This window comes from Pseudomonas sp. Leaf59 (genome assembly GCF_920984685.1).
Taxonomy (GTDB): Bacteria; Pseudomonadota; Gammaproteobacteria; order Pseudomonadales; family Pseudomonadaceae; genus Aquipseudomonas.
Window position 1 is genome coordinate 1 of record NZ_CAKLBR010000027.1, and the last position, 19,172, is coordinate 19,172.

19 protein-coding genes are annotated in these 19,172 nt (G+C 62.9%); 12 read left to right on the forward strand and 7 right to left on the reverse strand.

Annotated features, from left to right (window positions below):
- A partial coding sequence (locus LUB09_RS21870; RefSeq protein WP_442964109.1) for an ABC transporter permease subunit occupies window positions 1-389 on the forward strand: 389 nt, incomplete at its 5' end.
- Between the two features lie 115 nt (window positions 390-504).
- Here LUB09_RS21870 and LUB09_RS21875 read toward each other — a convergent pair.
- On the reverse strand, window positions 505-1,653 hold the full coding sequence (locus LUB09_RS21875) for an aldose epimerase family protein (protein WP_209981374.1): 1,149 nt from the start codon (window positions 1,651-1,653) through the stop codon (window positions 505-507).
- Between the two features lie 137 nt (window positions 1,654-1,790).
- On the opposite strand from LUB09_RS21875, the gene LUB09_RS21880 reads away from it, so the two are divergent.
- The 3 genes from LUB09_RS21880 to LUB09_RS21890 all read left to right on the forward strand — a co-directional run bounded on the left by LUB09_RS21880 (window position 1,791) and on the right by LUB09_RS21890 (window position 6,103).
- Window positions 1,791-2,558 (forward strand): SDR family NAD(P)-dependent oxidoreductase, encoded by a 768-nt coding sequence (locus LUB09_RS21880; RefSeq protein WP_057010163.1) that lies wholly within the window; start codon window positions 1,791-1,793, stop codon window positions 2,556-2,558.
- Window positions 2,559-2,648: 90 nt separating this feature from the next.
- Window positions 2,649-3,482, forward strand: coding sequence for a glutathione-dependent disulfide-bond oxidoreductase (gene yghU, locus LUB09_RS21885; RefSeq protein ID WP_231423675.1), 834 nt, complete (start codon window positions 2,649-2,651; stop codon window positions 3,480-3,482).
- A 1,055-nt stretch (window positions 3,483-4,537) separates the two neighbouring features.
- Entirely contained in the window at window positions 4,538-6,103 is a 1,566-nt protein-coding gene (locus LUB09_RS21890; RefSeq protein ID WP_231423676.1) for a TerC family protein, read from the forward strand.
- On the opposite strand, the gene LUB09_RS21895 is transcribed toward LUB09_RS21890, so the two are convergent.
- Together LUB09_RS21895 and LUB09_RS21900 are read right to left on the reverse strand one after the other, a co-directional pair.
- Window positions 6,063-6,416, reverse strand: coding sequence for a thioredoxin family protein (locus LUB09_RS21895; protein WP_209981381.1), 354 nt, complete (start codon window positions 6,414-6,416; stop codon window positions 6,063-6,065). The two genes, LUB09_RS21890 and LUB09_RS21895, sit on opposite strands and share 41 nt — an antisense overlap.
- Window positions 6,417-6,507: 91 nt before the next feature.
- Complete coding sequence (locus tag LUB09_RS21900) at window positions 6,508-6,756, reverse strand: hypothetical protein (protein ID WP_209981383.1); 249 nt, start codon at window positions 6,754-6,756, stop codon at window positions 6,508-6,510.
- Window positions 6,757-7,076: 320 nt separating this feature from the next.
- Between LUB09_RS21900 and LUB09_RS21905 the strand changes: the two genes are divergently transcribed.
- The 8 genes from LUB09_RS21905 to LUB09_RS21940 all read left to right on the forward strand — a co-directional run bounded on the left by LUB09_RS21905 (window position 7,077) and on the right by LUB09_RS21940 (window position 13,462).
- Window positions 7,077-7,925 (forward strand): transporter substrate-binding domain-containing protein, encoded by an 849-nt coding sequence (locus LUB09_RS21905; protein ID WP_209981386.1) that lies wholly within the window; start codon window positions 7,077-7,079, stop codon window positions 7,923-7,925.
- A 52-nt stretch (window positions 7,926-7,977) separates the two neighbouring features.
- Window positions 7,978-8,640, forward strand: a complete 663-nt coding sequence (locus LUB09_RS21910) for an amino acid ABC transporter permease (RefSeq protein WP_015372301.1) — start codon at window positions 7,978-7,980, stop codon at window positions 8,638-8,640.
- Window positions 8,641-8,651: 11 nt separating this feature from the next.
- Entirely contained in the window at window positions 8,652-9,314 is a 663-nt protein-coding gene (locus LUB09_RS21915; protein ID WP_231423677.1) for an amino acid ABC transporter permease, read from the forward strand.
- Entirely contained in the window at window positions 9,311-10,093 is a 783-nt protein-coding gene (locus LUB09_RS21920; RefSeq protein WP_209981388.1) for an amino acid ABC transporter ATP-binding protein, read from the forward strand. Before LUB09_RS21915 ends, LUB09_RS21920 begins: the two co-directional genes overlap by 4 nt.
- Before the next feature lie 16 nt (window positions 10,094-10,109).
- On the forward strand, window positions 10,110-10,499 hold the full coding sequence (locus LUB09_RS21925) for a RidA family protein (protein ID WP_209981390.1): 390 nt from the start codon (window positions 10,110-10,112) through the stop codon (window positions 10,497-10,499).
- Between the two features lie 6 nt (window positions 10,500-10,505).
- A complete protein-coding gene (locus LUB09_RS21930) occupies window positions 10,506-11,270 on the forward strand; it encodes an IclR family transcriptional regulator (RefSeq protein ID WP_209981394.1) in 765 nt (254 codons plus the stop codon).
- A gap of 9 nt (window positions 11,271-11,279) precedes the next feature.
- Window positions 11,280-12,488, forward strand: coding sequence for an amino acid deaminase (locus tag LUB09_RS21935; RefSeq protein WP_209981396.1), 1,209 nt, complete (start codon window positions 11,280-11,282; stop codon window positions 12,486-12,488).
- Window positions 12,489-12,553: 65 nt separating this feature from the next.
- Window positions 12,554-13,462: a sugar kinase gene (locus LUB09_RS21940; protein ID WP_209981398.1), complete on the forward strand. Its 909-nt coding sequence runs from the start codon at window positions 12,554-12,556 to the stop codon at window positions 13,460-13,462.
- A 109-nt stretch (window positions 13,463-13,571) separates the two neighbouring features.
- On the opposite strand, the gene LUB09_RS21945 is transcribed toward LUB09_RS21940, so the two are convergent.
- From LUB09_RS21945 to LUB09_RS21960, 4 genes are all read right to left on the reverse strand, one after another.
- Window positions 13,572-13,847: a peptidylprolyl isomerase gene (locus LUB09_RS21945; RefSeq protein WP_057010175.1), complete on the reverse strand. Its 276-nt coding sequence runs from the start codon at window positions 13,845-13,847 to the stop codon at window positions 13,572-13,574.
- A 43-nt stretch (window positions 13,848-13,890) separates the two neighbouring features.
- Window positions 13,891-16,428 carry a PAS domain-containing hybrid sensor histidine kinase/response regulator gene (locus LUB09_RS21950; RefSeq protein ID WP_231423678.1) on the reverse strand — a complete coding sequence of 846 codons (2,538 nt, stop codon included), beginning with the start codon at window positions 16,426-16,428 and terminating at the stop codon, window positions 13,891-13,893.
- Between the two features lie 161 nt (window positions 16,429-16,589).
- Window positions 16,590-17,363 carry a 3-hydroxybutyrate dehydrogenase gene (locus tag LUB09_RS21955; protein WP_231423679.1) on the reverse strand — a complete coding sequence of 258 codons (774 nt, stop codon included), beginning with the start codon at window positions 17,361-17,363 and terminating at the stop codon, window positions 16,590-16,592.
- Window positions 17,364-17,590: 227 nt separating this feature from the next.
- Window positions 17,591-19,162, reverse strand: coding sequence for an ABC transporter ATP-binding protein (locus LUB09_RS21960; RefSeq protein WP_231423680.1), 1,572 nt, complete (start codon window positions 19,160-19,162; stop codon window positions 17,591-17,593).
- Window positions 19,163-19,172 lie beyond the last annotated feature (10 nt).

Genomic DNA, 19,172 nt, shown 5'->3' on the forward strand with positions numbered 1-19,172 from the left:
CCTACGGGCGCAACACCATGGCCATCGGCGGCAACCCGGAAGCGGCGCTGCTGGCGGGGGTCAACGTTGACCGCACCAAGATCATCATCTTCGCCGTGCACGGCCTGATCGGCGCCCTGGCCGGCGTCATCCTCGCCTCGCGCATGACCTCGGGCCAGCCGATGATCGGCCAGGGTTTCGAGCTGACGGTAATTTCCGCCTGCGTGCTGGGCGGGGTATCGCTGAGCGGCGGCATCGGCATGATCCGCCACGTGATTGCCGGGGTGCTGATTCTGGCGATCATCGAAAACGCGATGAACCTGAAGAACATCGACACGTTTTATCAATACGTGATCCGCGGCTCGATCCTGTTGCTGGCGGTGGTCATCGACCGCATGAAGCAACGCTGACCTCAAGCCTTACGAGGAACCAATGTGGGAGGGGGCTTGCTCCCGATAGCGGTGAATCAGTCAGCACATCAGTCGCTGACCCACCGCCATCGGGAGCAAGCCCCCTCCCACAATTTCAATCGGCGGAGAATTTGAAGATTGTGTTCTGGGTGTAGGTCTGCCCCGGGTTCAAGCGGGTCGAGGCAAAGTTGGGCTGGTTGGGCGCATCCGGAAAATGCTGGGTCTCCAGGGTAAACCCGCTCCAGTGCAGGTACGTCTTGCCGGCCTTGCCCTTCACCGAACCATCGAGGAAGTTGCTGGTGTAGAACTGTACTCCCGGCTCGCTGGTGTAGAGCTGCAGACGGCGGCCCGACTCGGGGTCATGCACCTCGGCAGCCAGTTGCCTGACGTCGCCCTTGGTATCCAGCGCCCAGTTGAAGTCGAACCCGCCTTGCTTGGGCTCGGCGAACTTGAGCTGCGGGTGATCGTCCTTGATGTGCTGGCCGATAGGCGTGGGTTTGAGGAAGTCCATCGGCGTGCCCGCCACCGGTGCCAGTTCGCCGGTCGGAATCAGCGTGGCATTCACCGGCGTGTAGTGGCTGGCGTGCAGGGTGGCAACCTGCTTGAGGATGTCGCCATTGCCCGCGCCGGCCAGGTTGAAGTAGCTGTGGTTGGTGAGGTTGAGCACGGTGGGTTTGTCGGTGGTTGCCTTGTAGTCGATGTGCAGTTCGTTTTTGTCATTGAGGCGGTAGGTGACTTCGGTCTTCAGGTTGCCGGGGAAGCCCATTTCGCCATCCTTGGACAGGTAGGTGAGGGTGACGCCCACCGAGTCCTTGTCCTTGACCTGCGCCGCTTTCCACACATGCTTGTCGAAGCCCTGGGCGCCGCCATGCAGCGAGTTGGGGCCATCGTTGAGCGGCACCTGGAAGCGCTTGCCGTCGAGTTCAAAGGCGCCGCCGGCCAGGCGGTTGCCGAAACGCCCGATGGTCGCGCCAAAGAACGCGGTGCCGGCCTGGTAGCCTTGCACGTCATCAAACCCGAGCACCACGTCCTCGACCTTGCCGTGCTTGTCCGGCACCTTCAACGACTGCAACACGCCGCCGTAGGTGATGACCGTGGCTTGCATGCCGTGGCTGTTGCGCAGAATGTACTGTTCGACGGGCGTGCCGTCATGGGTCTTGCCGAACGGCTTGTGCTCGCTGCTCAGGCCGGCTGCCTGGGCGCCGCCACTGGCAACCAGCATGGACAGGGCGAGGCCGGAGAGCAGGTATCGAGGGTGCTTCATGGTCGAACTTCCTTTTGTTGTTTTGAGTGGAATAGTTCTACTAATAGCGATATTTTGTCGGTGTGACAGCGAATTTATAGCCTTTAACGCCGATTTCGTAAAATAAAATAAGACTAATTGATCGAGGCAACCGTTATATGAGTATTCCGCAGGCTGTGTATCCCGACCTCAAGGGCAAAACCGTGCTGGTGTCCGGCGGTGCTTCGGGCATTGGTGAGTTCATGGTGCGAGCCTTTGCCGCGCAGGGCGCCAAGGTGGCGTTTGTGGACCGCGCGCAAAGCCAGGGCGAACGCCTGGCGGCGCTGTTGAGTTCGCAGGGGCACACCGTCGAGTTCGTGTGCTGCGACATCACCGACGAGATTGGCTATCGCGCGGCTATCGGCCGGTTCGAGCATTCGCTGGGGCCGATCACGGTGCTGGTGAACAATGCTGCCAATGACGTGCGCCACACCCTGGAGGAAGTCGACTCGGAGACGTTCGACCGGCTGATCGCGGTCAACCTCAAGCATGCATTCTTTGCCGCCAAGGCGGTGGTACCGGGCATGAAAGAGGCGGGCGGCGGTTCGATCATCAACCTGGGCTCCGTCGGCTGGATGATGGCCTCGGCCGGCTACCCCGTTTATGCCGCCAGCAAGGCGGCGGCCCACGGCATGACCCGTGCCCTGGCGCGTGAGCTGGGGCCCAGCCATATCCGCGTGAACACGCTGGTGCCGGGCTGGGTGATGACCGAGAAGCAACTGGCGATGTGGGTGGACGATGCTGCCAGGGACTTGATCGCGCGCAGCCAGTGCCTGCCGGGCAGCGTGTTGCCGGAGCATATTGCCAATATGGCGTTGTTCCTCGCGTCGGACGCGGCGGCGATGTGTTCGGCGCAGAACTTCATTGTCGACGGCGGCTGGGTGTAGGCACACCGATTGGCGCTGGATGGAACGTCGCCCGGCTGGCAGTATCGAAATGTTTCCAACCTACTGTTGCAACCCACGGGAGAACCGAGCATGACTGACTACCAGCCGCCGAAAGTCTGGACCTGGGACGCTGAAAGTGGCGGCACCTTCGCCAGCATCAACCGGCCCATCGCCGGTGCCACCCATGACAAGGCGCTGCCGGTGGGCAAGCATCCGTTGCAGCTGTACTCCCTGGCCACGCCCAATGGGCAGAAGGTCACGATCCTGCTGGAAGAACTCCTGGCGCTGGGGCATACCGGTGCCGAATACGACGCGTGGCTGATCAAGATCGGCGACGGCGATCAGTTCGGCAGCGGGTTTGTGGCGGTGAACCCGAACTCCAAGATTCCCGCGCTGATGGACCACAGCGGCGCCACGCCGATTCGCGTGTTTGAATCCGGCGCGATCCTGCAGTACCTGGCCGAGAAGTTCGCTGCGTTATTACCGACGGAGCCGGCAGCGCGGGCGGAGTGCCTGTCGTGGCTGTTCTGGCAGATGGGCAGTGCGCCGTACCTGGGCGGTGGTTTCGGGCATTTCTATGCCTATGCGCCGAGCAAGATGGAGTACCCGATCAATCGCTTTGCCATGGAAGCCAAGCGTCAGTTGGATGTGCTGGACAAGCGCCTGGCCGAGAGTGAATACATTGCCGGGGATACCTACAGCATTGCCGATATTGCGATCTGGCCCTGGTACGGTGGGTTGGTGTTGGGCCGCCTGTATGACGCCGCAGAGTTTCTTTCGGTGCATGAGTACACCCACGTGATGCGCTGGGCCAAGGCGATCGACGCACGGCCGGCGGTCAAGCGCGGGCGTCGGGTCAACCGGGTGTTCGGCGAGGTGTCCGAGCAACTGGCGGAGCGGCATGAGGCTGCGGACCTGGATTGATTTCAGCGGTTTTGGCTGCCGGGCTCGTTGTGGCGAATGATGGCGAATGGATTTGTAGTGGGGAGTGTATTTGTTGTGGCGAGCGGGCTTGTTGTGGCGAGCGGGCTTGCCCCGCGTTGGGGCGCGAAGCGCCCCCAAAACCTGCCAATCGGATCTGTCTTACCCTGCGGGGGTGCTTTACTGGGGCTGCTTCGCAGCCTAACGCGGGGCAAGCCCTAATGCCGTTCAGTTAAGCCAACGTGATGCTCGAAGCAACGAGCGGTGCGACTTTTCGGTGTACCTATCGGTTTGTGCGGTAACGGCGGCTTAGGGTTCCGCCCTGACGGCGGCTCACTTTTGAAAAGCGCAAAAGTAAGCAAAACGCTCTTGCCCCAACACTCGGCACCTCGCCCAGGCTCGGTGTGCCCTCACGCAGGCTTTGGAGCGTGGGCCGCCGCGATGGGCCATCCTTGGCCCAGCGCGGCTAACCCGGCGTCCTGCCGGGTTACCCACGCTCCAAAACCTGCGTTCGGCCAGCGTGTTTGACGGGGCGCTTCCAGATCAAAAGCAAAAGCAAAAGCAAAAGCGTGGCGGCCTGAGAGCCGACCGGAATGGTCTGCCGAACGCTGTACAAAATGTGGGAGGGGGCTTGCTCCCGATGGCGTCGGCCCAGAAAACATTGATGTTGAAGACCCACCGCTTTCGCGGGCAAGTCGAATCGTCGCAACACCACTCCCACAGGGAATCTGCGCTTAACTGAACGGCATTAGGGCAAGCACGCTCGCCATAGAGGCGCTCGCCACTGCGGGCACCGTTGCCACAGCGCCTTTACAGATCTTGTAATAGTTTTGCGTTGTGGGAAATTTATATTTCAGCTGTAGGATTCAAGTCCTTTTCCCATCGCAGGACTTGCATGAACACCCTCTTGGAGCCTCCCAGTCGTCTTTCCCCAAGACACGCACCGTCGCTGTTCCCGCTCAAGCACCCCGTATTCCGACTGCCAACCCTGTCCCGGTCCACTGATCGCGCACTGCCGTGCCCGGTCTCCTGAAAACTGAACACAGAGACTTATACAAATGGAATGGTTAGCGGACCCAACGGCCTGGCTTGGCCTGGCGACCCTGATTGTGCTGGAACTGGTGCTGGGCATCGACAACCTGGTGTTTATCGCGATCCTGGCGGACAAACTGCCCCCTGAGCAGCGCGACCGTGCGCGGTTGATCGGCCTGTCCCTGGCGCTGCTGATGCGCCTGGGCCTGCTGGCGAGTATTTCCTGGCTGGTCACTCTCACTCAGCCGTTGTTCGAGGTGTTCGACAAGAGCTTCTCCGGCCGTGACCTGATCATGCTGTTTGGCGGTGTATTCCTGCTGTTCAAGGCCACCATGGAGTTGCACGAGCGCCTTGAAGGCCATGTGGCCCAGCGCAGCGGCAATGTGGCGTATGCGATGTTCTGGCCGATCGTGGCGCAGATCGTGGTGCTCGACGCGGTGTTCTCCCTCGACGCGGTGATTACCGCCGTGGGCATGGTCGATGAACTGGCGGTGATGATGATCGCGGTGATTGTTTCCATCGGCCTGATGATCGTGGCCAGCAAACCGCTGACCCGCTTCGTCAACGCACACCCGACGGTGATCATGCTGTGCCTGGGCTTTTTGATGATGATCGGCTTCGCGCTGACCGCCGAAGGCCTGGGCTTCCATATTCCCAAGGGCTACCTGTACGCCGCGATTGGTTTCTCGATCCTGATCGAGATCTTCAACCAGATCGCGCGGGCGCGCCGCAAGAAGTCGGCGCAGGGCGTGTTGCCAGTGCGTGAGCGCACCGCCCATGCGGTGATGCGCCTGCTGGGCGGGCGCCGCCTGGCGGTGGAAGAGGTGGATGACGACGTCGCCGACCTGCTGGGCGAGGCGGATGCCGCCCAGGGCCCACTGTTCGACCGACGTGAACGGGTAATGATCAGCGGTGTGCTGCAACTGGCCGAGCGGCCGATCCGCACCCTGATGACGCCACGGGCCAAGGTCGACTGCATCGATCTGGCGGACGATGCCGAGACGATTCGTCGAACACTCATGCACTCGTCCTACTCGCGTCTGCCGCTGATCCGCAACGGCGCGGTGGATGAACCGCTGGGCTTTGTGCACAAAAAGGAACTGCTCAAGGAGTACCTGGCCGGCAACGCGCCTAACCTGGAACACCTCGCGCGCCGGGCGATCAACCTGCTGGACAGTTTCTCGATCCTCAATGCCCTGGAACAGATGCGCCAGGAATCCACCCACATTGCCTTCGTGATCAACGAATTCGGCGACTTCATGGGGGTGTTGAGCATGACCGACATCCTCGAATCCATCGCCGGCGAATTACCGGACGCCAGCGAGATCGAAGGGCCGGATATCGTCGAGGAGGGCGTGGGCTTTCGCGCCAATGGTGCGTTGAACCTGAACCAGGTGCGTCAGCGCACCGGTTTCAAGGCGGCGGCGACCGAGGACTATCAGACGCTGGCCGGGCTGGTGATGAGCCTGCTGGACCGCCTGCCGGTACTGGGCGATAGCCTGGAGCATGAGGGCTGGCGCCTGACGGTGGCGGCGGTGGAGGAGCGGCGGGTCACACAGGTGGTGCTGGTGCCGTCGGCACGTAGTCTTTAAACACGTCCTCCAGAAATGCTTCCTGGTCCTGCGGGTCACCGATGCCCTTGAGGTTCTCCACCTCCTGGGCATTTTTATACACCACCAGGGTCGGGGTGCCGTCCACGCCTTCGATCTTCGGTGTCTGCGTGGTGTCCAACAGCAGACTCTTGATGCTGTGGGCGTATTTTGCCGCGATGCGTTCAAAGCGCGGGCCGACGCCCAGGCACGCCTGGCAGTAGGGTGAGGTAAACAGAACGATTACCCGCTCGTGTTCCTTGAGGATGCTCTCGTATTCCTTGAGGTCATTGATGACCCTATTTGCAGCGCCCATGACGATCCTCCTTGCGCACCCGGCCTGAACAGCCGCCACCGGTACGCTAAATCGGCCGATCCTCAGCGTCTACTGTCAACCTTCACAGGTATCAAGCATCGCGGTCACGCTCTATGCGTTCGCGCGCCTTGCGCGCCTGGCCGGCGCATTTGCGGTATTCCTCATTGTCGCGGGACGCCTTCGCCTCGCGGTAGCCATGGTGGTTCTGGCTGGTGTAGTCGACGTTGAACGCCTCCTTGAGTTTCTGCAGTTCTTCCTTGCATTCGCGGCGGTCGTTGCTGGCCCAGGCGCTGTTGGCTGCCAGCAGGGTGAGCAGCAGCAGGGTGAGACGAAGCTTCATCGGGCGCATTCCTTGTCGTCAGAGGTGTGCCAAAGGCTAGTCCAGCGCCGGGATTTTTCCAGAGGGCGCTGCGCCCGGTAACAGGGCGTGACGCACTGGCATGGCGCTGTCACGCCCTGTATGAGGCCCTGGGTAGCACTGCAATAGGAAATGCCGACGCACTGCTGCATTTCGCCGCGCTATTCATCCACTTGATTATCAACAGGTTTATTCCTGCCATGGTGTTCTGTCAGCGGCAGTGGCACACTTTCTGCTGTCTATTCCGTTGTTACATACCAAGTTCCGGTATAGCGGAATATACAGCCCCTGGAGTGCTCGCCATGCATCACCGACCTTTCGTGTTCAACGCGTGTGTTTTTCTTTTCGCCGCCTCGGCGTCCCTTGCCGGCCTGGTGCAGGCGGCGGACAGCAAGCTCGATGCCGTGCTCAAGCGCGGGCATCTGATCGTGGGCACCGGCAGCACCAATGCGCCGTGGCACTTCCAGGGCGCGGATGGCAAGTTGCAGGGGTTCGATATCGATATCGGCCGCATCGTCGCCAAGGGGCTGTTCAATGATCCGAGCAAGGTCGAGTTCGTGGTGCAGTCGTCTGACGCGCGCATTCCCAACCTGCTGACCGACAAGGTCGACATGACGTGCCAGTTCATCACCGTCACCGCCAGCCGTGCGCAACAGGTGGCGTTCACCCTGCCGTACTACCGCGAAGGCGTGGGCCTGCTGCTGCCCAACAACAGCAAATATAAAGAGATCGAAGACCTGCAGGCCGCAGGCGACAGCGTCACCGTGGCCGTGCTGCAGAACGTGTACGCCGAAGAACTGGTGCACCAGGCACTGCCCAAGGCCAGGGTCGATCAGTACGACAGCGTCGACCTGATGTACCAGGCCGTGAACTCCGGGCGCGCCGATGCCGCCGCCACCGACCAGTCTTCGGTCAAGTACCTGATGGTGCAGAACCCCGGCCGCTACCGCAGCCCGACCTACGCCTGGAGCCCGCAGACCTATGCGTGCGCGGTCAAGCGTGGCGATCAGGACTGGCTGAACTTCGTCAATACCGCCCTGCATGAAGCCATGACCGGCGTGGAGTTCCCCACCTACAAGGCCTCGTTCAAGCAGTGGTTCGGCGTGGACCTGCCGGAACCCGCGATCGGCTTCCCGGTTGAGTTCAAGTAAATCGTAAACCCTGGGGCGTCGCCGACGACGCCCCGAGCAGGTGCTGCCAACCATGAATTATCAGTTGAACTTTGCCGCCGTGTGGCGCGACTTCGACACCTTGCTGGCGGGGCTCGGCCTGGGCCTGACGCTGGCGTTGATCTCGATCGCCATCGGCTGCGTGATTGGCCTGTTGATGGCCTTCGCCATGCTGTCCCGGCACCGTGCCTTGCGCATCCTCGCCTCGGTGTACGTCACAGTGGTGCGCAATACGCCGATCCTGGTGCTGATCCTGTTGATCTACTTCGCCTTGCCGAGCCTGGGCATCCGCCTGGACAAGATCCCCTCGTTCATCATCACCCTGTCGCTGTACGCCGGTGCCTACCTCACCGAAGTGTTCCGCGCCGGCCTGTTGAATATCCCCAAGGGCCTGCGCGAAGCCGGCCTGGCCATCGGCCTGGGCGAGTGGCGGATTCGCGCGTACATCAGCGTGCCGGTCATGCTGCGCAACGTGCTGCCGGCGCTGTCGAACAACTTTATTTCGCTGTTCAAGGACACGTCACTGGCCGCCGCCATCGCGGTGCCCGAGCTGACTTATTACGCCCGTAAGATCAATGTCGAAAGCTACCGGGTGATCGAAACCTGGCTGGTCACGACGGCGCTCTACGTGGCTGCCTGTTACCTCATCGCCATGCTGCTCCGCTACCTGGAACAGCGCTTGGCGATCCGTCGTTAGGAGCGGCCTCCATGTATCAATCCCCCAGTTGGCTGCAGGAACTGTGGATCGCCCGTGACACGCTTTGGGCCGGCTTCCAGGCCAGCGTCTACGTGTCGGCCCTGGCGATACTTTTCGGCACCCTGATCGGCATTGTCGCCGGCTTGATCCTCACCTACGGCAGGTTCTGGATGCGCGCGCCGTTTCGCCTGTATGTCGACCTGATCCGTGGCACGCCGGTGTTCGTGCTGGTGCTGGCGTGTTTCTACATGCTGCCGGCGCTCGGCTGGCAGATCAGCGCGTTCCAGGCCGGTGCGGTCGGGCTCACGCTGTTCTGCGGTTCCCATGTGGCAGAAATCGTGCGCGGCTCCCTGCAGGCCATCCCCCGTGGGCAACTCGAGGCGGGCCGGGCGATTGGGCTGACGTTCTACCAGTCGCTGGGCTACGTGCTGTTGCCCCAGGCGCTGCGCCAGATCCTGCCGACCTGGGTCAATTCGTCCACGGAAATCGTCAAAGCCTCGACGTTGCTCTCGGTGATCGGCGTGGCCGAGCTGCTGCTCAGCACCCAGCAGGTGATCGCACGCACCTTCATGACCCTGGAGTTCTACCTGTTCGCGGGCTTTCTGTTCTTTGTCATCAACTACGCCATTGAATTATTCGGGCGCTACATTGAAAAACGGGTGGCCTTGCCATGAACCAGCCTCAAACAACCCAACCGCTGCTGGACATTCGCGGCCTGCACAAACACTACGGCGAGCTCGAAGTGCTCAAGGGCGTCGACCTGAGCCTGCAGCGCGGCAACGTGGTAACACTGATCGGCTCGAGCGGCTCGGGCAAGACCACGCTGCTGCGCTGCGTCAACCTGCTCGAAGAGTTCCAGGGCGGGCAGATCACCCTGGAGGGTGAGTCCATCGGCTACAGCGAAAGCAGCGGCAAGCGCGTGCGCCACCCGGAGCGTATGATCGCCCGGCACCGCGCGATGACCGGCATGGCGTTCCAGCAGTTCAACCTGTTCCCCCATCTGACGGCGTTGCAGAACGTCACGTTGGGCCTGTTGAAAGTCAAGAAGATGCCCAGGGACGAGGCGGTGGCACTGGCCGAAAAATGGCTGGACCGCGTGGGGCTGCTGGAACGGCGCAATCACTTTCCCGGCCAGTTGTCCGGCGGTCAGCAGCAACGTGTGGCGATTGCCCGGGCCATTGCGATGAACCCCAGCCTGATGCTGTTCGACGAAGTCACCTCGGCCCTCGACCCGGAGCTGGTCGGCGAAGTGCTCAGTGTGATCAAGGGCCTGGCCGAGGAGGGCATGACCATGTTGCTGGTCACCCACGAGATGCGCTTTGCGTATGAAGTCTCGGACAAAATCGTGTTTATGAACCAAGGCCGCATTGAAGAGCAGGGCAGCGCGAAAGAGGTGTTCGAGCGCCCGCAATCGCCGCGCCTGGCAGAATTTTTGAAGAACATTCGTTTTTAATCAGGAGCCTGTTTTTATGAGCATTACTCGTTACGGAGCCGGCAGCACCGCCGGAGGTGGTCAGCCTCGTCCTTTTGCCCGCGCGGTGGAAGCCGACGGTTGGCTTTATGTGTCAGGCCAGGTACCTGCGGTGGACGGCGAAATCATCACCGGCGGGATCATCGAGCAAACCCGGCAGACCCTGCGCAATGTGGTGGCGATCCTCGAAGAGGCCGGCTACGAATTGAAAGACGTGGTACGCGTCGGCGTCTGGCTGGAAGACCCGCGCGACTTCTGGAGTTTCAACAAGGTCTTCGGCGAATACTTCACCCCGGAACACGCCCCGGCGCGGGCCTGTGTGCAGGCCAGCATGATGGTGGATTGCAAGGTGGAGATCGATTGTGTGGCCTACAGGAAAAAGGGCTGAACTGCCATGACCGAAGACCCCATCAAACGCCGCGCCAAGGGCCTGGACCGGGCATTCGATATCCTCGATTTTCTCAAGGAGGTCGGCCAGCCCCTGCGTCCGAATGATATTGCCAGCGGCATCGGCAGCCCCAAATCCACGGTCTACGAACTGGTCGCCTCGCTGCTGGAGCGGCGCATTCTGGAGACCGTGGGCAAGGACGGCCACGTCTATCTGGGCCGCCAGCTGTATTTTCTCGGCCAGGCGCACCTGCGCCATTTCGACCTGACCCGCGAGGCCGACCACGCCTTGCAGGAAATCGTCAGCCAGACCCACGAAACCGCGCAGATGTGCCTGCTCAACGGGCGCAAATACACGGTGGCGCTGATGCGTGAGGGCGAGCGGCATTTCCGTATTTCCTCGGACATCGGCGAAAACGCGCCGATCCCGTGGACTGCCTCCGGGCGCCTGTTGCTCGGGCACCTGAGCGACCAGCAGATCATCGACCTGATCGACCCCGACGACTTCATCCTGCCGGACGGCCAGCGCCTGGCGCTGGACACCTTCCTGGCGCAGATCCGCCAGGCCACCCTCGACGGCTTCTTTTCCTTCGACAGCGTGGCCGACACCTTCACCCACTGCTTCGCCGCCCCGGTACGGGACGCCCAGGGGGTAAGCATTGCCACCCTGTGCATCGTCGCGCCACGGGCCGACGCAATTACCCATTACAACGATTACCGCCGGGTGTTGATCGACAGCGCCAACCAGTTGGCCCGGCGCATCAACGAATAGGAGTTTTGCATGTCCGCCCTCAACGCCGTTGAAAAAGGCGCCGCCGCCGTCGGTGCCCATCTGGTCCGCGACGTCAGCCTGCCGGCCCTGGTCCTGCACCGCGATGCCCTGGAACACAACATTCGCTGGATGCAGAATTTTGTCCGCAGCAGCGGCGCCGAACTCGCGCCCCACGGCAAGACCAGCATGATGCCGGCGCTGTTTCAGCGTCAGCTTGCCGCCGGTGCCTGGGGCATCACCCTCGCCAACGCGGTGCAGACCCGCGCCGCCTACGCCGGTGGCGTGCGCCGGGTGTTGATGGCCAACCAACTGGTGGGCGCGCCGAACATGGCGCTGATCGCCGAGTTGCTGGAGGACCCGCAGTTCGACTTCCATTGCATGGTCGACCACCCGGACAACGTCGCCGACCTGGGCCTGTTCTTCGCCGCGCGCGGCCTGCGCCTGAACGTGATGATCGAATACGGCGTGGTCGGCGGCCGCTGCGGTTGCCGCAGCGAGCAGCAGGTGCGCGACCTGGCGGCGGCGATCAAGGCCCAGTCGGCCCTGGCCCTCACCGGTATCGAAGGCTACGAAGGCGTGATCCACGGCGAGCACGCCATCAGCGGCATCCGCGACTTCGCCGCGAGCCTGGTGCGCCTGGCGGTGGACCTGCAGGACAACGGCGCATTCGACCTCGCCAAGCCCATCGTCACCGCCTCGGGCTCGGCGTGGTACGACCTGATCGCCGCGTCCTTCGAACAGCAGAACGCCGCCGGCCGTTTCCTCAGCGTATTGCGCCCGGGCAGCTACGTGGCCCACGACCACGGTATCTACAAGGACGCGCAATGCTGCGTGCTCGACCGGCGCAGTGACCTCGACGAAGGGCTGCGCCCGGCCATGGAAGTCTGGGCACACGTGCAGTCGCTGCCCGAACCCGGCTTTGCGGTGATTGCCCTGGGCAAGCGCGACGTGGCCTTTGACGCCGGTCTGCCGGTGCCGCTCAAACGCTACAGGGCTGGCATCGTGCCGGCCGAGGGCGATGACGTGAGTGCGTGCCAGGTCACTGCGGTGATGGACCAGCATGCGTTCATGACAGTGGCGCCGCAGGTTGAACTGCGAATTGGCGACATCATTTCGTTCGGCACGTCACACCCTTGCCTGACCTTTGACAAGTGGCAGGTGGGCTGCCTGGTGGATGACGAGTTGCGCGTGATCGAGTCCCTGCGTACCTGTTTTTAGACCGCGTTGCCTTCATCGCTGGCTTGCCTGCGATGAGGCCATCCGCCACACCGGAGAGCATCGCCATGACCACCCAACCGCGCATCGCCCTGATCGGCGAATGCATGATCGAACTGCAACACCGCGCCGACGGCAGCCTGCACCAGAGCTTCGGCGGCGATACCCTGAACACGGCGGTGTACCTGCGCCGCGAGCTGGGCGCAGTCGGCACCGTCGACTACGTCACCGCCCTGGGCGATGACAGTTTCAGCGATGCCATGTGCCGGCAGTGGACCGACGAGGGCCTGGGGCTGAGCATGGTCCAACGCCTGCCGGGGCGTCTGCCGGGTTTGTATTGCATCCAGACCGACGCCAATGGCGAGCGTAAATTTCTCTACTGGCGCAACGAAGCAGCGGTGCGCGACTGTTTCACCACGCCTGCGGCCGAGCCGATCCTGGCGGCGTTGCCGGGCTATGACCTGGTGTATTTCAGCGGTATCACCCTGGCGGTATTGGGTGAAATCGGCCGCGGGCGTTTGTTGCTGGCGCTGGCCGAAACCCGCAGGCGCGGCGGCAAGGTGGTGTTCGACAACAATTACCGGCCACGCCTGTGGGCCGATATCGAGGCAGCGCGGGTGGCGTATCGCAAGGTCATGGCCGAGGTGGATATCGCCTTGCTCACCGAAGACGACGAGCAGGCGTTGTTCGGTTATGCCGACAGCGAGCAGGTGTTCGCGGCGTACCCGGCGATTACCGAGGTGGTGCTCAAGCGCGGCGCGGATGAGTGCCGGATTCGCTGCGACGGCGCACGCGTTGCCGTGCCGGCATTGAAGGTCGAAACGGTGGTGGATACGACAGCGGCGGGGGATTCGTTCAGCGCGGCGTACCTGGCCGCCCGGCTCAAGGGCGGTTCGCCGCAGGAGGCTGCACTGGCGGGGCATCGGTTGGCGAGTCGAGTGATTCAGGTGCCGGGGGCGCTGATACCTCGGGGGTGAATGGCCGCCCGGGGCGGATCGGGAGCAAGCCCCCTCCCACAGTTTGAACTGTGAATACCTTCAAGTGTGGGAGGGGGCTTGCCCCCGATAGCGGTGCAAGGCCAACCCCTCAATCCCGGTAAAACACCTGCACCAGGTGATACCCGAACTTGCTCTTGATCGGCCCGTGAACCACCTTCACGGGCTTCTTGAAGATCACCGCATCAATCGCCCCCACCATCTGCCCCGGTCGCACTTCACCCAAATCACCGCCGCGCTTGCCCGATGGGCAGGTGGAATACTTCCTGGCCAGCACATCGAAGGCTTCGCCCTTGGCGATGCGCTGCTTGAGTTGTTCGGCTTCTTCGCTGGTTTTCACCAGGATATGACGGGCTTGGGCTTTCATCGTGTTCTACCAGGTGGGCGACGGCGCGCGATTATGCCTGAACTCATTCGGCAACGCCGATCATGCTGCGGATTTTGGTGGCCAGCAGATCAATGGAAAACGGCTTGGCCACCATGTCCATGCCGTCCTCCAGGAAGCCCTGGCGCTCGGCGGCTTTCTCGGCGTAACCGGTCATGAACAACACGCGCAGACCGGGACGATGCTGGCGTGCGATTTCTGCCAGTTGCCGGCCGTTCATGCCCGGCAGGCCGACGTCGGTCACCAGCAGGTCGACGCGCAAATCCGACTCCAGCAACGGCAACGCCGCGCGGGCATCCGCCGCCTGGTGTGCGGTGTAGCCGAGTTCGTCGAGCACATTGACCACCAGCATGCGCACCGCCGCGTCGTCCTCGACCACCACCACCGCTTCACCGGCCAGGGCCACCGGCGCTTCGCTCAAGTGCGTCGGCAAACTGCTTTCCAGTGCGGTGCCGTGCAGGCGCGGCAGGTACAGGCGCACGCAGGTGCCCTGGCCCGGTTCGCTCTGGATGGTGACATGGCCGCCGGACTGCTGGGCAAACCCGTAGATCATCGACAAGCCCAGGCCGGTGCCCTGGCCGATGGGCTTGGTGGTGAAGAACGGATCGAACGCCTTGGCGAGGATTTTCGGCGCCATGCCGCTGCCGTTGTCGCTCACGCCCAGCATCACGTAGTCGCCGGCCTTGACCGGTTCGAGGGTGGTGATATCGGTGCCGTCCAGGTAACTGTTGGCGGTTTCGATCAGCAGTTCGCCGCCATCGGGCATCGCATCGCGGGCGTTGATCACCAGGTTGAGCAGGGCGTTTTCCAGTTGGCTGGCGTCGGTGTTGACCGGCCAGATGTCCTGGCCCAGTTGCACCTTGAGCGAGATGTGTGCGCCTTTGGTGCGCTGGAACAGATCCTCCAGCGACGCCACCAGTTGATTGGGGTCGGTGGGCTGGCGGTCGAGCGACTGGCGCCGCGAGAACGCCAGCAGCCGGTGGGTGAGGGCGGCCGCACGATGGGCGGAGGACACGGCGGCGTCGGCAAAGCGGCCGATCTCTTCGCTGCGCCCGCCGGCGATGTAGCGCTGCATCAGGTCGAGGCTGCCGATGATGCCGGTGAGCATGTTGTTGAAGTCATGGGCAATGCCGCCGGTGAGCTGGCCCACCGCTTCCATTTTTTGCGCGTGGCGCAGCGCGTCTTCGGCGCGCTCGCGTTCGTACATCTCGTTCTGCAGGCGCTGGTTGGCCTCGGCCAGCGCCTGGGTGCGCTGGGCCACGCGTTCTTCGAGGTTCTCGTTGAGGTGGCGCAGGGCTTCTTCGGTGAGCTTGCGTTCGGTCTCGTCGATCACAAAGATATAAAAACCGTTTACCGAACCGTCGTTGCTGAACCGCGGCAGGTACTTCATCAGCGCATGGCGCGGGCGCCCGTCGCGATGCGGCGTGAGGGTCATGAAGCTGCAGGCCTTGCCGCGCAGGGCAGCGGCGATCTTGTCCTGGCGGCCGGCATACACCTCGTCGCCGAGCACTTCGCGGATGGTCTTGCCGTACAGCTCCTGGGGCGTCATGCCGTACCACTCGAGGTAGGCGCTGTTGTTCAGGCGAAACCGCTGTTCATGGTCGACATAGCCGATCAGCACCGGCATCGCGTTGATGATCAGTTGCAGCTCGGTCTGGCTTTGGCGCAGGGCCTGTTCGGTGTGCTTGCGTTCGGTGAGGTCCAGCGCGGCGCCGAGGAAGCGCGCGGGCCGCCCCTGGGGGTCCTTGTAGCAACGACCGCGGGCGAATACCCAGCGCACTTCGCCGTCGGCCTGCATCAGGCGGTATTCCTCGGCGTATTCGGTGCCGAAGGTGATGCAATGCTTGATGCTGCGCGTGACCATGCCACGGTCTTCGGGGTGCACGCCCAACAGGTAGTCGCTGATCGGCAACAGGCTGGCCTGATCGGGGTCGACGCCGTGGAGGAAGGCGAAATGCGCGTCGGCGATAAAGCGGTCTTCGCCGATATCCCAGTCCCAGGTGCCCACCGCGTCGGTCGCCGCCAGTGCCAGTTGCAGGCGTTGCTCGGTGTTGTGCTGGGCCTTGAGGCTGTCTTCGGAGCGTTGCTGCAGCTCGATGGCCTTGCGGCGGCGCTCGTTGGTCTCGATGGCGGTGACCAGGATACCAGCGACCTGGCGGCTTTCATCGCGCACCGGGCTGTAGGTGAGGTCGAGCCAGATCTCGGCGTCGCGCCCCTCGCGTTGCAGCACAAAGCGCTGCTCGCTGAAGGTGCGCACCTGGCCGCCGAGTACGGCGTCGTAGATCGGTGCGGTGAAGTCCTGCAGTTCCGGCCAGGTGTGATGCGCCGGCTGCCCCAGTGCGTCCGGGTGCTTGTTGCCGGCCAGTTGGGCAAAACCATCGTTATACAACTGGATAAGGTCGCGGCCCCACAGCAGCAGCATCGGCATCGGCGAATGCACGACGATATCCACTGCGGTACGCAGGCTTTGCGGCCAGTCATTGGCCTCACCGAGGGGGCTTCGTGCCCAGTCCAGCCGCGCAATCAATGCGCCGGCTTCGCTACCGGTGGATGTTCCATTCATGAAAAAAGCCCTGAGCCTGACGCTTTGAAAAAATGACAACACCCATTATCCCGTGGGAAACGGCCGGGTGACTACCCTCGAAAAATAGCATGCCCTGGGGGTTTTTCTCTAAAACCCTCCGATGAGCTGAAACCTTTCATCTTCAGGGGTAAAGCCTTGCACTATTGCGCCAGCCAGCCACCGTCGATGTTCCAGGCGGCGCCGCGTACCTGACTGCCGGCGTCGCTGCAGAGGAACAACACCAGCTCACCCAGTTGCGGCGGTGTGACGAACTCAAGCGATGGCTGCTTTTCGGCGAGCAAATCATGCTGCGCCTGCTGCGGGTCGACGCCCTTGGCGATGCGATCATCGATCTGCTTCTGCACCAGCGGGGTCAACACCCAGCCGGGGCAGATCGCATTGCAGGTGACGTTGCTGGCAGCCGTCTCCAGGCCCACCACCTTGGTCAGGCCGATCACGCCGTGCTTGGCCGCCACATACGCCGCCTTGCCCACCGAACCGACCTGACCGTGCACCGAGGCAATATTGACGATACGTCCCCAGCCCTTGGCCTTCATGCCCGGCAGGCCCAGGCGCGTGGTGTGGAACACCGAGGACAGGTTGATCGCAATGATCGAATCCCAGCGCTCCACCGGGAAGTCTTCCACCGCCGCCACGTGCTGGATGCCGGCATTGTTGACGAGGATATCCACCCCGCCGAATTCGCGCTCGGCATAGGCGAACAGGTCGGCGAGCTGCGCCGGGTCGCTGACGTCGGCCGGGTGATGGCCGACCTTGCCGCCGAACGCCTGCACCTGGGCGATCACTGCGTCGGCGTCGCCGAAGCCGTTGAGGATCAGGTCGGCACCGGCCTCGGCCAGGCTCAGCGCGATCCCCAGGCCGATGCCGCTGGTGGAACCGGTGACCAGGGCGGTCCTGCCATGCAAATTCGTCATAAAAACCTCACACAATTGCGTTGTGGCGAGCGGTTAAGCCCCAATGCCGTTCAGTTGAGCGCAGATTCCCTGTGGCGAGCAGGCTTGTCCTGCGTTGGGCTGCGCAGCAGCCCCAAAACCAGGCGCTGAGTCGTATCAGGTACACCGCGTTTTGCTGGATTGGGGGTGCTTCGCACCCCAACGCGGGACAAGCCCGCTCGCCACAAGTGATGGGTTTCCTGTATTCCTTACCGTGCAATGTGCGCGGCGGCCAGGAGTTCCCGGGTGTAGGGGTGCTGCGGCGCGTCGAACACCTGATGGCTCGGCCCGCGTTCCACCACCTTGCCGTCCTTGACCACGATCATGTCGTGGGCCATGGCGCGTACCACCGCCAGATCATGGCTGATAAACAGATACGTCAGGCCATATTTTTCTTGAAGTTCGCGCAGCAGCGTCACCACCTGTTTTTGCACCGTGCGGTCCAGCGCCGAGGTGGGTTCGTCCAGCAGCATCAGCGCCGGCTTGAGCACCAGCGCGCGGGCGATGGCGATGCGCTGGCGCTGGCCGCCGGAGAATTCGTGGGGGTAGCGATGCCGGCTGGCCGGGTCCAGGCCCACGTCCCTGAGCACCTGGATCACCTGCGCATCGCGTTCGGCCAGGCTGCACGGTGCATGCACTTCCAGCCCTTCGCCGATGATCTGCTGCACCGACATGCGCGGGCTGAGGCTGCCGTAAGGATCCTGAAACACCACCTGCATCTGTTTGCGCCACGGGCGCATCTGCTGATGGCTGAGGAGGTCGAGGGCTGCGTCCTGGAAGCGAATGCTGCCGGTGGAGTCGAGCAGGCGCAGGATCGCCTGGCCCAGGGTGGATTTGCCCGAGCCCGATTCGCCGACAATCCCCAGGGTCTTGCCGCGTTGCACGCTGAGGCTGATGCCGTCCACCGCCTGCAGATACGTCTTGCGGCGAAACAGCCCGCCGCCCAGCGCAAATTTCACGCTCAGGTCGTCCACCTGCAACACCGTTTCGCGGGTGTCGCTGCACAACGCTTCGCCCGAGGGCTCGGCGTCGAGCAGCAACCGGCTGTAAGGGTGCTGCGGCGCGGTGAACAGGGTTTCGCACGCGGCCTGTTCGACAATCTCGCCGGCCCGCATCACGCACACGCGTTGGGCAATGCTGCGCACCAGGTTGAGGTCGTGGCTGATCAGCAGCAGCGACATGCCCAGACGTTGCTGCAGCGACTTGAGCAGCAGCAGGATCTTGCGCTGCACGGTCACGTCCAGCGCGGTGGTGGGTTCGTCGGCGATCAGCAGTTGCGGCTCGCAGGCCAGCGCCATGGCGATCATCACCCGCTGGCGCTGGCCGCCGGACAGTTGGTGCGGATAGGCCTTGAGGCGCTCCCGGGGGTTTTGAATGCCCACCAGTTCGAGCAGTTCGAGGATGCGCGCCTGCGCCGCCTTGCCGCCCAGGCCCTTGTGCAGCAGCAGGGTTTCGCCGATCTGCTTTTCGATGCTGTGCAGCGGGTTGAGCGAGGTCATCGGCTCCTGAAAGATCATCGCAATGCGATTGCCGCGCAGTTTCTGCAAGGTGGCGGGCGCTGCGCCGACCAATTGCTGGTCACGGTATTTCACCGAGCCTGTGGTGTGGGTGCCGGCTTCGGGCAGCAGTTGCAGGATCGAGTGGGCGGTCACCGACTTGCCCGAGCCCGACTCGCCCACCAGCGCCAGGCATTCGCCCTCGCGCACGTCCAGGCTGAGGTTGCGCACCACGGTCTGGCCGCTGAACGCGACGCACAGGTCGCGGATTTCGATGAGGTTCATAGGCAGTCAC